The organism is Glycomyces sp. NPDC046736 (assembly GCF_040645615.1).
Lineage (GTDB): Bacteria > Actinomycetota > Actinomycetes > Mycobacteriales > Micromonosporaceae > Glycomyces.
In genome coordinates, this window is record NZ_JBEYYO010000016.1 from 90,617 (window position 1) to 102,937 (window position 12,321).

At 71.8% G+C, this 12,321-nt stretch carries 9 protein-coding genes; 5 read left to right on the top strand and 4 right to left on the bottom strand.

Features of this window, described 5'->3' with window-relative positions; genetic code table 11:
• The first annotated feature begins 224 nt into the window (after positions 1-224).
• The 3 genes from radA to AB0B28_RS16540 are packed head-to-tail and all read left to right on the top strand — an operon-like array spanning position 225 to position 2,481.
• Entirely contained in the window at positions 225-1,628 is a 1,404-nt protein-coding gene (gene radA / locus AB0B28_RS16530; protein ID WP_360121638.1) for a DNA repair protein RadA, read from the top strand.
• Positions 1,629-1,675: 47 nt separating this feature from the next.
• Positions 1,676-2,191 (top strand): GNAT family protein, encoded by a 516-nt coding sequence (locus AB0B28_RS16535; RefSeq protein WP_360121640.1) that lies wholly within the window; start codon positions 1,676-1,678, stop codon positions 2,189-2,191.
• A 35-nt stretch (positions 2,192-2,226) separates the two neighbouring features.
• Positions 2,227-2,481: a hypothetical protein gene (locus tag AB0B28_RS16540; protein ID WP_360121642.1), complete on the top strand. Its 255-nt coding sequence runs from the start codon at positions 2,227-2,229 to the stop codon at positions 2,479-2,481.
• Between the two features lie 6 nt (positions 2,482-2,487).
• On the opposite strand, the gene AB0B28_RS16545 is transcribed toward AB0B28_RS16540, so the two are convergent.
• Positions 2,488-2,841: a MerR family transcriptional regulator gene (locus tag AB0B28_RS16545; protein WP_360121716.1), complete on the bottom strand. Its 354-nt coding sequence runs from the start codon at positions 2,839-2,841 to the stop codon at positions 2,488-2,490.
• Positions 2,842-2,901: 60 nt separating this feature from the next.
• Here AB0B28_RS16545 and AB0B28_RS16550 point away from each other — a divergent pair, with 60 nt between their 5' ends.
• Entirely contained in the window at positions 2,902-3,654 is a 753-nt protein-coding gene (locus tag AB0B28_RS16550) for an alpha/beta hydrolase (RefSeq protein ID WP_360121644.1), read from the top strand.
• Here AB0B28_RS16550 and AB0B28_RS16555 read toward each other — a convergent pair.
• Positions 3,651-6,395 carry an AAA family ATPase gene (locus AB0B28_RS16555; protein WP_360121646.1) on the bottom strand — a complete coding sequence of 915 codons (2,745 nt, stop codon included), beginning with the start codon at positions 6,393-6,395 and terminating at the stop codon, positions 3,651-3,653. The two genes, AB0B28_RS16550 and AB0B28_RS16555, sit on opposite strands and share 4 nt — an antisense overlap.
• 92 nt (positions 6,396-6,487) lie before the next feature.
• Positions 6,488-7,090, bottom strand: a complete 603-nt coding sequence (locus AB0B28_RS16560; protein ID WP_360121648.1) for an NAD(P)H-dependent oxidoreductase — start codon at positions 7,088-7,090, stop codon at positions 6,488-6,490.
• A gap of 178 nt (positions 7,091-7,268) precedes the next feature.
• Between AB0B28_RS16560 and AB0B28_RS16565 the strand changes: the two genes are divergently transcribed.
• A complete protein-coding gene (locus tag AB0B28_RS16565; RefSeq protein ID WP_360121650.1) occupies positions 7,269-8,642 on the top strand; it encodes an MFS transporter in 1,374 nt (457 codons plus the stop codon).
• Positions 8,643-9,172: 530 nt separating this feature from the next.
• Here the strand turns inward: AB0B28_RS16565 and AB0B28_RS16570 are convergent.
• Complete coding sequence (locus AB0B28_RS16570) at positions 9,173-11,998, bottom strand: AAA family ATPase (RefSeq protein WP_360121652.1); 2,826 nt, start codon at positions 11,996-11,998, stop codon at positions 9,173-9,175.
• Positions 11,999-12,321: the final 323 nt, after the last annotated feature.

The window sequence follows — 12,321 nt, forward strand, 5'->3', positions numbered from 1 at the left end:
GATTCGCCGGGGCAGGCCCCGGCGCGGGGCCCCGGACGGACCGGGTGCCCCGGGATACCCGCCCATTCCCACCTTCTCCACTACCAGTGAAATAGGAACACCCTCCCACCCGCCTACGACAATTCCGGGCCTGTCGCGGATTTGTTGTGACGGGGGTCATGGGCAGGGATTCGGTCGGGCGCGCTCGGGCCGTTCGTGTCGGGGGCTGGCCGTAGGCTGGCGCCATGTCGAAGAGCCAGCGAATCGCCTATGCCTGCGCGGCCTGCGGCGTGCGCGTCCCCAAGTGGGTCGGCCAGTGTCCGGACTGCGGCGAGTGGGGCTCGATGGAGGAGACCGCCGCTCCCCCGCGCCAGAGCGCCGGGCCCGCCGCGAAGAGCACCGGGGTGCGCCGCCCCGCCGCGCCCGCGCTGAAGATCGGCACCGTCTCCGCCGAGCAGGCCGCGAGCCTGCCCACCGGGATCGGCGAGTTCGACCGCGTCATGGGCGGCGGCCTGGTCCCCGGCGGCGTCACCCTCATCTCCGGAGAGCCCGGCGTCGGCAAGTCCACATTGCTGCTCGAAGTGGCCCATAGATTCGGCGAAGCGGGGTACGGCAAGGCGCTGGTCGCCACCGGCGAGGAGTCGGCCTCGCAGGTCCGCCGCCGCGCCGACCGCACCGGCTGCCTCTCCGAGGAGCTCTACCTCGCCGCCGAGACCGACCTGGGCGCGGTGCTCGGCCACGTCGAGGACGTGAAGCCCTCGCTGCTCGTCCTCGACTCGGTCCAGACGGTCCTGGCCCCCGACACCGACGGCGTCCCCGGCGGGGTCACCCAGGTCAAGGCCGTCGCCAGCGCGATCACCCAGGAGGCCAAGTCCCGCAACATGGCCGTGATCCTGGTCGGCCACGTCACCAAGGACGGCGGCATCGCGGGGCCGCGCGCGCTGGAGCACCTGGTCGACACGGTCGTGCACTTCGAGGGCGACCGGCATTCGATGCTGCGGCTGCTGCGCGGGGTCAAGAACCGGTTCGGGCCCTCCGACGAGGTCGGCTGCTTCGAGATGACCGAAGACGGCATCGTCTCGCTGGCCGACCCGTCGGGGCTGTTCCTCGACGACGCGCCGTCGGAGCCCACGCCGGGCACGTGCGTCACGGTCACGATGGAGGGCCGCCGCGCGGTGCCGGTGGAGGTCCAGGCGCTGGTGGGGAAGTCGGTGAAGGACGGCGCGATCCCGCGCCACACGGTCTCGGGGCTCGACCAGGCCCGGTTGAACATGGTGCTGGCGGTGCTCACCCGGCGCGGCGGCATGCGGCTGCTCGACCGCGAGGTGTACGCGACCACGATCGGCGGCATCCGGGTCCGCGAGCCCGCCTCGGATCTGGCGTTGGCGTTGGCGCTGGTGAGCGCGGAGCAGGAGATCGCGGTGAGCGCCGACCTGGTGGCGATCGGCGAGGTCAGCCTCACCGGTCAGGTGCGCCGCACGGTCAACGCCGACCGCAGGATCAGCGAGGCGGCCCGCCTGGGCTTCAAGACGGCGATCGTCCCCAAGGGATCGGTGTCGGAACGCCACCGCGGCATCGAGGTCATCGAGGTGGAGACCATCAACGACGCGAAGCAGGCGGCGGCGAGAACCTGGGCCCGCCGGGGCTGACGCAATCGAGGTTGCCTCGATCGTCCAACGCCGCTTAGGTTGGCGCGATGGTGTCGATTTCTGGTGACGGTGCGGCCGTTGAGGACTTGCGGACCGAGCGGTTGACGTTGCGGGTGTGGACGGCCGCTGAGGCCGCCGCGGTGGTCGAGGGCGGGCGCCGGGCCGATTGGGCCGAGGATTTTCCCGCCGAGGGCGATGCGACGATCGCGCCGCTGCTCGCGGCGAATCCGGGGTGGTCGGGACCGTTCGGGCACCGCTTGGTCGCCGAGCGGGAGAGTGGTCTCGTGGTGGGGTCGCTGGGGTTGTTCTGGCCGCCCGCGGCGGGCGTGGTCGAGCTGGGGTACGGGATCGTGGCGCCTCGGCGCGGGCGGGGGTATGCCCCCGAGGCGGTCGGTGCGCTTGTGGCGCAGGCGTTCACCTCGCCTGAGGTGAAGCAGGTGTTCGCGACGGTGAAGCCGGCGAATCCGGCTTCGGTTCGGGTGCTTGAGAAGTCGGGGTTCCGCCGGATCGGTCTGGACGCCTCCAGCGGCCTGATCCGTTACGAGGCAGCGCCTCTCGGCTGATCGCCTGGGTGGGCGGGTCTTCCTACGCTCAGGGCATGACCGAACCGTGGTTGTTCTCGCTCGTCGTGCTCGCCGGCGTGGTGGCGCTCGTCGCGTTGGTGCGCAAGTCGCGGTCCCGACGACCCGGCCGCTCCCGGCGGCGCGGCGGGGACTCCGGCGACGCCGGGTCGTATTACGGCGGCGATTCGCATTCGCGCGATGACGACCGCGGAGGCGGCTGGAGCTTCTGGGGCGGTGGCGATTCCGGCGGTGGTGACTCCGGGGGCGGCGACGGCGGCGGGGGCGATTGACCGCGATCAGACGCGGCGCGGGCCTTCCAGGCTCGCCTCGTGCAGCAGACGCTTGCGGCGGCGGGCGAGCGCGGCCATCTCCGCGTCGATCCTGTCGAGTCCTTCGCGCAGCAGCGACCGTGAACGCTCGCATGGTCCTTCACCGTCTTCGGCCACGCACGGCAGCAACTCCCGGATGACCTTAGTGGACAATCCGGCTTCGAGCAGGTCCCTGATCCGCTCCACCCGCGCCGGGGCGCTCTCGCTGTACCGGCGGTATCCGGCCCGGTCCCGTGCGGGTTCGAGCAGCTGCTGCTCCTCGTAGTAGCGCAGCAGGCGCGGGCTCACTCCGGTGCGGCGCGACAGCTCTCCGATCAGCAACATGACCTCCGGCACAATCGTTTGGGCTTCACATCGGTGTGAAGCCATAACGTCGCGGTCATGACCGATATTGCACTCGCGACCCAGATCACCGGCTCCGGCCCCGGCATCGTCCTCGCCCACGGCGCGGGCGGCGGTATCGAAGCGAACTTCGGGTCCCTCATCCCGCTGCTCGCCGAGGGCCACACGGTGACCGGTTCGGACTACCCCGCCGACGACACCCCGCTCGACCTCGACGCCCTCGCCGACGCACTGGTCGCCGAGGCCGCCACCGGGCATTTCACGATCATCGGCTACTCGCTGGGCGCCGCGGTCGCGGTGCGAGCCGCGGTCCGCCACCCCGACCGGGCCCGCGGCCTCGTGCTCGCGGCCGGGTTCGCGAAGGCCGACAACCGGCTGCGTCTGGCCCTCGAACTCTGGCGGCTGCTGCTGGCGGCCGGGGAGCGGAAGGCGTTCGCGCGGTTCGTACTCGGCTCGGCGTTCAGCCCCGAGTTCACCAACGACCTGTCGCCGCTCGCGCTCACCGGGTCGCTCGCCCAGATCGGGTCCGCGATCCCCGGGGGCACCGCCGCCCAGGCCGCGTTGGGCGCCTCGGTGGACACCACCGCGGACCTGGCGAAGATCGACGTGCCCACCCTGGTCGTCAGCGCCACCCGCGACCTGCTCGTGGACCCGGCGAACCACCGCTTCCTCGCCGAGCACATCAAGCACGCCGAATACGCCGAGCTCGACGCGGGCCACGTGTTCATGGCCGAGCGACCCGACGCCTGGCACGCCCTGGTCCTCGACTTCCTGGGTCGCCGAGGGCTTTAGAGCCCCAGTTTGGACAGTTCGGTCCGAGAGGCCACGCCGAGTTTCGGGTAGGCCTTGTAGAGGTGGTAGCCGGCGGTGCGCGGGCTCAGGTAGAGCTGTTCGCCGATCTCGCGGTTGCTCAGGCCCGCGGCGGCGAGTCTGACGACTTGCAGCTCTTGCGGAGTGAGCTTCTCGGCGAGGTCGGGGGCGGCCTCCACCGGGCCCGCGTCCCCGGCGGCCCGCAGTTCACGGCGCACCCGCTCGGCCCACGGTTCGGCGCCCAGGCGCTCGAACACCGCTGCGGCCGAACGCAACCGCTGCTTCGCCTCGTTGACCCGCCGGGCCCGGCGCAGCCATTCGCCGTACAGCAGGTCGGTGCGCGCGGCCTCGAACGGGACCCCGTCGCCGTCACCGCCCAACGCGGCCTGGTGGTGGAGCTCGACGGCCCGCTCGTAGTGGGCGCCGGCCTCGGCGTCGGCGGCCAGCAGGCCCCGGCAGCGCTCGGTGACCGCCTGAAGATGCGGCTGCTCGTCGGCGGCGGCCCATTCGGCGTACCACTCGAACGCGGCCGCGACCGGGGCCACGTCCCCGGTGCGCACGGCGGCCTCGACGGCCACCGGCACCAGCGTGAGCATCTCCCCCGGCGCGTTCGAGTTGAACTGGGTCATGAGCCGGTGCAGCGCTTCCTCGTTGCGGCCCAACGAGAAGTCGAGCAGCGCATAGGCGGTGTCGGCCACCACCACGGTGTCGGCGGGCGAGTCGGCCCGGGCCGCGTCCACGAGTTCCCGCACCCGCTCCTCCTGGCCGCGCCACGCGGCGATCGGCGCGAGCAGGTGGGCGCGGGCCTTGACGGGGCCGATGCGCTGGCCCAGTTCGACCGAGAGCTCGATCGCGTTGTCGGCCAGCGCTTCGGCGTCCTTCCAGCGGCCGCGCTGGAACTCGGTGAGTCCGTTGAGGATCAGGAGCCGGGGCAGGGGTCCGATCGCGCCACTTTGGCGGGCCTCGCGCATCGCGCCGGAGGCGAGCTGCTCGGCGGCGGCCACGTCGCCGACGAGGGTCTGCCACCACGCGACCATCGCGCGGTCTTCGATGGGCACCGATTCGCCGAAGCCGACGTGGATGGCGATGAGCCTGCGCAGCGCCTCGACGGCTTCGGTGATCGTGACGGTGCAGGAGCGGTTGAATCCGCCGGTGCCGATGGCCAGGTCGCGGACCCACGGGGAGTGGTCGATCCCGAGGCGTTCGGCGTGCTCGGCCGCGACTTCGGCGCGGGAGAAGTCCCCTGCCTGCCAGGCGAGTTCGACGGCGCGGAACAGCGGGTAGCCCGCGGACTCGGGTTCGGCGGCGATGAAGTGGTCGGCCGCTTCCATGTAGAGACGGTAGGCCTCGCGCACGTCGTTGTTCCACGCCGCGACCGTCCCGGCGATGATCGTGGCCCGGGCGTGGATCTTCCGGTCGCTCGTGGACCGTCCTATTTGGGCGCACAACTCCCATGCCTTGGGGCCGTTGCCTGCCGCGGCGGCCGCTTCGGCCGCCCTCAGGAGACGGCGGCCTCGTTCGGGCCCTTCGGGAGTGAAGGAGGCGGCGCGTTCGAACACGGCGAACTCGACGTTGTGCCCGCCGCACGTGGAGGCGCACACGGCGGTGGCCTCCAATGCCGCGGCCACGTCCTCGTCAGGGCCGGTCGCGGCGGCGGCCAGGTGGTGGGGCCTGCGGTAGTCCTCGGGGTCGAGCACGTCGGCGATGATCCGGTGGACTTCGATGCGGCGGAACATCGGCGCGCCCTGGTAGGCGGCGGTGCGGATGAGCGGGTGGCCGAACGCGAAGCGGCCCCCTTCGAAGCGCACCAGGTCGTCGGCTTCGGCGGGCGCGAGGTCGGTGAGCTGCGCGCCGAGTTTCGCGGCGGCGTCGAGGATGAGCGCGGTGTCGGCCGCGTCCTCGGCGGCGATCACCAACAGGAGCGTGCGGGTCAGCTCGGGGAGGCGTTCGATGCGGTCGCCGAAAACCTGCTTGAGGCGGCCGGTGGTGGTGCGCGGGCCGTGCCATTCGACGGCCAGGCGCGTGTCGGACTCTACTGTGGGCAGTTCCAGGAGTGCCAGCGGGTTCCCTTCGGCGGCACGCAGCAGGCGCGTTCGTGACGCGTACGAGACCCCGCTGAGGCGCTCGCCGAGCACCGCTGCGGCGGCCTCGTCGTCCAAGGGGCCCAAGCGGATCTCGTCGAGCCCGGGGGTCGGGAAGTGGGGAGCGTAGCCTTCGCGCACCGCGATGAGCACCGCCGCCGACTCGGCGGCGAGGCGCTTGGCGATGAACAGCAGGACGGCCGCCGAATCGGGGTCGAGCCAATGCGCGTCGTCCACGACGCACAGCACCGGCCGCTGCCCGGCGGCCTCGGTGAGCAGGCTCAACGCGGCCAGGCCCACGGTGAACCGCAGGTCGCCGGGCGGAGCGCCCTTGTCGGGGGCCGCCGCCAGGCCCAGGATCCGCGAGAGCACGCACGCGTGGTGCTCCGGTATCGCCTCCAGGTGGCCCGCGAGCGGCAGGAGCAGCGCCTGAAGGCCCGCGAACGACCACGTGGCCTCGGATTCGACGCCGGTGCAGCGCAGCACCGTGAAGTCCTCCGCGGTGGCGGCCGCGGCCGTCACCAGGCTCGACTTGCCGATGCCCGCCTCGCCGCGCAGCACCACCGCGCCGCCCCTTCCGCTTCGGGCGTCGGCGATCAGGCGGGCGAGGGCGGCGGTCTCGGTGTCGCGTCCGTACAGCACGCGTCCAACGGTACCGCCGCCGGGCCGATCCGCCAGGTCCCCGGACCCGGTCCCAGGACCAAAGGACCAGGCCACCTCGGGCCTCGTCACCGTTAGAACGGGGCGGGCATCGGGGTCGCCTCCCTGGCCTCGGACAGCGCGCGGCCCCACCATCCGAGCTCGTCAAGCATATTCTTGGCCGCGGGCTCCTCGTCGGCGAACTTGGTGAACTCGCCGTTCTCGTTGAAGTGCTGGTAGAACCGCGGGAACGCGATCGAGTTGCGGATGGTGAGGGTGCGCAGCTCGGGGAAGACCTGACGCAGGTGCTGCGCGGCGTGCTGCCCGCCGGTGATCTTCCCGCCGTAGGTGACCAGCGCCACGGGCTTGGCGGCCCATTCGTTCATGTAGTAGTCGATGGCGTGCTTGAGCGCCGCGGGGATCGACATGTTGTACTCGCCGGTGACCACCACGAACGCGTCGGCGCGGTGCAGCCGCTCCGAAAGCGCCGCGACCTGCGCGGACGGGTCGCCCTCGGTCGCCCACATGTCCTGCTCGGTGAGGTGCTGCGGCAGGTCGGCGTCGAGCAGGTCGATCAGGTCGACCTCGAACTCGCCGTGCTGCGCGGCGATCTCGGCGATCCACTTGGCGGGCACCGGACCCCAGCGGCCCTCGCGGGTGGTCCCGATGATGACGGCCAGCTTCAGTTTGTCGCTCATGATGTTCCGTTCCTTCGGACTCGTGCGGTTCGAACTCGAAGCTACGGACGAGGCGACGGGCGGGGCATCTGTCGCTCGACTGGACCCCGACTGGGACCGTCGACCTGCCCGGGCCGGTCGGCGCATTCGGTCGGTCGACGGATGCGGGCACGGTCGACTCCTTCTTAGCGTTGCGCCCATGACCACCACAGCAGCGGCCCCCGAAGCGGCCGCCACCACCAGATGGCCGGCGATCATCGCCGTCGGCTTCGCCCAACTCGTCGTCGCCGGAGGCATGTCCAGCCTCGCGGTCGCCCTGCCCGCGATCCGCACCGAATTCGGCGTCACCGAGGCCGCCACGGCCTGGGTGCTCCTGTCCTACGCGCTCCCGATGGGCGCCGTCGCGATCGGCGCGGGCCGCCTCGCCGACCGCGCCGACCTGCGCGCCGTGGCCGTCTTCGCCATGACGGCCCTCGCGGCCGGTTCGATCGCGGCCGCTCTCGCCCCCTCGTTCGCGCTGCTCATCGCCGCGCGTGCGCTCAGCGGCCTGCTCGGCGGGCTCCTGTTCGGGATGACCGGCCGCATCATCGTCACCTCGGCCACCGCCTCGCAGCGCGGCCGGGCCATGTCGGTGATCGCGCTGCTCATGACGATCGGCGGCATGGGCATGGTCGGCGCGGGCGGCTTCATCGTGGCCGCGTTCGACTGGCGCGGCCTGTTCTGGGTCTTCGCGATCCTCTCGGCCGCCGCCCTGGCCGCGCTCGCGGTCGCGGTGCCCAGCAACGGCACCGGCCTGCCCCGGCCCGACCGGACCCTGCTCGTGGAGGTCGCGACGTCGGGCGGCGCGATCACGGCGTTCCTGCTGGCGTTCGAGTACGTCGACTCCGACCCTTGGATCGCGTTGGGGGCCTTGGTTTCGAGCGTCGCGCTGGCGACGGTGTGGGTGCGAAGGCCCGCGTCGGCACCGACGGTCGCGCTGCTGCGCTCGCCGGTCATGGCCGGGGCGCTGCTGAGCCTGACGTTGCTGTCGTCGGTGACGGGCCTGCTGAACTTCAGCCTGCCGTTCCTGCTCACCGACGTACAGGGCGTGCGCCCCGAGCTGGTGTCGACGGTGATGCTCACCTTCATCGGCGGCGTCGCGGCGATGACGCCGCTCGCGGGCTGGCTGGCCGACAAGCTCGGCCCGGGCCGCGTCTCGCTGGCCGGAGCGGCACTCGTGGTCGCGGCGATCGTGCCGCTGCTGTTCGTGAACGCCGAGACCGGCCTGGTCGACCTCGGAGTGCGAATCGGCCTGGTGGGCTTGGCCTTCGGGATCTTCAACACCCCGATGAACACGCACCTGCTGGTCTCGGCCCCGCCCGAGCAACCGGGCACGGCCGGAGCATTCCTGGCCACGACACGCACCATCGGGACCTCACTGGGCCCGGTCGTCGCGGCGCTGGCCTGGGGCCTGGGCACGACGGCGGTCGACGGCTACCGCCTCTCGGCCTGGACGATAGCCCTGATCCTCGTGGCGGGAGCGGCCCTCCAGGCAACGACGAAGCCCTGGCGAACTCCGACCCCCGCGAATTGAGAGCAGCGCGGAGCGGGCATTTCGGCCGCACGACCCAACTGATTCTTGGGCCCCCGGTTCAAATACCGTGCCACAGGGGTACGACAAGAAAATAACGACCGCGCAGGTCCCACGCCACAAGGCGTGGGACCCGCGCGGCACTCACGTTTTGCGAGGCAAGGGAAGTGTCGGTGCCTCGCGCGATCATTGATTCGGGGGCGCTTGTGGCGCGACACGCCCGAGCGCGGGGGTTGGTCCCTGCGGTCGGGCGTGTCGGAACTCGATTGCCCCCGACTGCAATGATCGCGCGAAGGTACGACATCGCCCCGAAGCGAGCGACACTCGCACGCGAAAGCGAGGACCGGGGCGGTCGGCGGCGAGTGTCGGTGCCTCGCGCGATCATTGATTCGGGGGCGCCTGCGTGGCGACACGCCCGACCGCGTGTGCAGCACCCGTCATGCCGATGTCGTACCCATGCGGGATCGTTGTAACCGGGGGCTTTCGGATTCCGACACGCCCGAGCGCGGGGGTGGGCGTGTCGCCTGCTGCGCTTACAGGTCGAGCTTGGCGAGTTCCGTTCGCGAGGAGACGCCGAGCTTCGGGTAGGCGTTGTAGAGGTGGTAGCCGACCGTCCTCGGGCTGACGAACAGCTGCTCTCCGATTTGGCGGTTGGTGAGGCCGTCGGCGGCGAGGCGGACCACTTGGAGTTCTTGCGGGGTCAGCGATTCGGCGAGGTCGGGTTTGGCCTCGATCGCCGTCGAGTCGCCCGCGGCTCGCAGTTCGCCTTGGGCCCGTTGGGTCCACGGGACCGCACCGAGGCGTTCGAAGACCTCGGTGGCCTCCCGCAGGTGCGCCCGCGCCTCGTTGATGCGGCGGGCGCGGCGCAGCCATTCGCCGTAGACCAGCTCGGTGCGCGCCCGCTCGAACGGGTCGATGTCGTCGGCCCGGTGCAGCTCCACCGCCCGCGCGTAATGCGTGCCCGCCTCGGCCTCGATCGCCATCAGGCCGCGGCAGCGCTCGACGAGCGCCTCCCAGTACGACCGGCCCGTGGCGTCCGCCCAGTCGGCGAACCAGTCGAAGGCCTCCTTGACCTCCGCGATCCTCCCCGACCGGAACGCGGCCTCCACCAGCGTGGGCACCTGCGTGAGCACCTCCATCGGCGAAGTGCCCTCCGCGATGCGCTGCAACCGGTCGAACGCCGCCTCATGGCGGCCCAGGCCCAGCTCCAGCAGCCCCAGCGCGGTGTCGGCGGGGATCACCGAGTCCTCGGGCGCGTCCTCGATGGCGGCCGCGACCAGTTCGCGGCAGCGCCGCTCCTCGCCGCGGATCGCCGCGATCGGCAGCAGGACCCAGATGCGGCCCTGCATGAGGACGCGGCGGTCGTGCTGCTCGTGCGCGAGCTCGATCGCGCTGGTGGCCGAGGCTTGAGCGTCAGCGTAACGTCCATAGTGGAGTTGCGTCTGCGCGCGCACCAGCAGCGCGCACACCAAGGGCCCCATGGCACCTCGCACCCGGCAGTCGCGCACCTGCTCGGTGGCCGCCTGGTGCGCCGCGGGCACGTCTCCGGCCAGGAGTCGCCAGCGCGCGGCCAGGACCTGGTCGAAGGCTTTGAAGTCCTCGTGGAGCGGCTGGTAGTAGTCGTAGAGCGAGCGCAGCGCGTCGACCGCTTCCCCGGCGGTGTCGTCGGGCTGGCGGTTGAGGCCGGCGGCGGCGCGGGCGAGGCGGCGGACCCAGGCGTTGTTGGAGCCGCCGTACTTGGAGGCCAGGCCCGACGCGTACTTGACCTTCGCGAAATCGCCTGTCTCCCAGGCGTTCCAGACGCCGCGCAGGAGCGGGTAGCCGGTGTTCTCGTGGCCGGTGGCGGCGTAGTACTCGGCCGATTCCATCCACACGTCGAAGCCCTTGGAGTCCCCGGCCCAGGACAGGATCGTGGCCCGGATGAGGGCGGTGCGGGCCAGGAGCACGTGGTCGTCGGTGAGGCGCTCGGCCGCTTCGGCCAGTTCCACGGCTTTGCCGGTCATGCCTGCCGCGTAAGCGGTCTGGGCGGCGGCGACGAGGCGGCGGGCGCGGTGGTAGGGGTCGGGGGTGAAGCTGGCGGCGCGTTCGAGGGCTGCCATCTCGGCGACGCAGCCGCCGCGTTCGGCCTCATAGGACGCGATGGATTCGAGTGCGGCGGCGGCGTTCTCGTCGAGGCCGGTGGTGGCGGCGGCGAGGTGGCGGGCGGCGCGGATGTCGTCGTCGCCGAAGGCCTCGGACAGGGCCCGGTGGGCTTCGATGCGGCGGGCGCGCGGCGCGGAGTGGTATGCGGTGGAACGGATCAGCGGGTGCACGAACTCGATGCGGCCGCGGTGGTAGCGCACCAGATCGTCCACTTCGGCCGGTTCGAGGTCGCGGAGGCTGCAATTGAGCCGCACCGCGGCTTCGGCGATCACGGCGGTCTCGCCGGTCTCCTCGGCGGCGGCGAGCAGGATGATCGTGCGGGTGCAGTCGGGGAGGGCGATGATGCGTTCGGTGAACGCCTGTTTGATGCGCGAGGTGGTGGAGTAGCGGCTGTTGGAGGTGTCGGCCCGCAGCAGCGACTCCTCGTTGTCGGCGGCCGGGAGCTCCAGCAGCGCCAGCGGGTTGCCCTCGGCCATGCGCAGGATCCAGTCGCGGCTGGTGAACGGCAGGTCGTCGGTGCGGGTGTCGAGGATCGCCTGGGAGGCGGCGAGGTCGAGCGGGCCGAGGGTGAGTTCGGGGATGCCCGGCGCGGGGAAGTCGGGCGCGAACCCGTCGCGCACGACCAGGACCATGCCCAGCGATTCGGTGCCGAGGCGCCTGGCGGCGAACAGGAGTGCGTTGGTGGAGTCGCGGTCGAGCCAGTGGGCGTCGTCGATGACGACGTAGACCGGCTGCTTCGCCGAGGCGTCGACCAGGAGGTTCAGCAGCGCGAGCCCGACCTGGAGCGAGTGGGCGCGGCCGGTGCCGTCGCCCATGCCCAGGGCGGTGCGCAGGGCTTCGGCCTGGGCCGCGGGGAGGCGGTCGATGCGGTCGAGCAGCGGGTGGAGCAGCATTTGCAGCCCGGCGTACGACCAGGTGTGCTCGGCTTCGACGCCGAGGGTGCGCAGCACGGTGAAGCCTTCGGCGCGGCCGATGACGGCGTCGACGATCGCGGATTTGCCGATGCCGGGTTCGCCGCGCACGACCAGAGCGCCGCCGTGGCCGACGCGGGCGCCGTCGAGGAGCGCCTGGATCGCGTCCAGCTCCGAGTCGCGTCCATAGAGGACGGTTCGGTGCGAGGCGTCGCGGTCGACCGGATCGGCCTCGGCCAAAGCACCGCGGGACGGGTCACCGCTCGCGCGCGCGAAAGCGGGGGCGGGATTCGGCTTCGACCGCACGGCGACTCCATCCTCACGACGACCGGGGACCTTCCCAGCGTATCGGCGGTGCCCGCCGATCGCATCTGTCATTCGACTGGGGTGTACCGGGGCCGGTTTGACCTGGGCGAACGCGGTCGCCTACCGGGTTCGCGCACCAGTCGCCGACCCCGGTCGTTCGACTGGGGCGCACGGGCGCGGACGCTCGTAGCGTTCAGGCCATGACCGCTCCAGCAGACACCCACGGACGGCCGTCCACCAGGGCGACGCCGGACCCAGCGAAACCCGCCGCGAGGCGGAGCCGCACCACGCCGCCGACCGACACGCGTCGCGCCGTGAAGCGA

Excerpts from the sequence above, each read along its gene's own strand:
- AB0B28_RS16565 (WP_360121650.1), top strand. The coding sequence starts at position 7,269 with ATGACCACCACAGCAGCGGCCCCCGAAGCGGCCGCCACCACCAGATGG.
- radA (WP_360121638.1), top strand. The coding sequence starts at position 225 with ATGTCGAAGAGCCAGCGAATCGCCTATGCCTGCGCGGCCTGCGGCGTG.
- AB0B28_RS16535 (WP_360121640.1), top strand. The coding sequence starts at position 1,676 with ATGGTGTCGATTTCTGGTGACGGTGCGGCCGTTGAGGACTTGCGGACC.
- AB0B28_RS16560 (WP_360121648.1), bottom strand. The coding sequence starts at position 7,090 with ATGAGCGACAAACTGAAGCTGGCCGTCATCATCGGGACCACCCGCGAG.
- AB0B28_RS16540 (WP_360121642.1), top strand. The coding sequence starts at position 2,227 with ATGACCGAACCGTGGTTGTTCTCGCTCGTCGTGCTCGCCGGCGTGGTG.
- AB0B28_RS16550 (WP_360121644.1), top strand. The coding sequence starts at position 2,902 with ATGACCGATATTGCACTCGCGACCCAGATCACCGGCTCCGGCCCCGGC.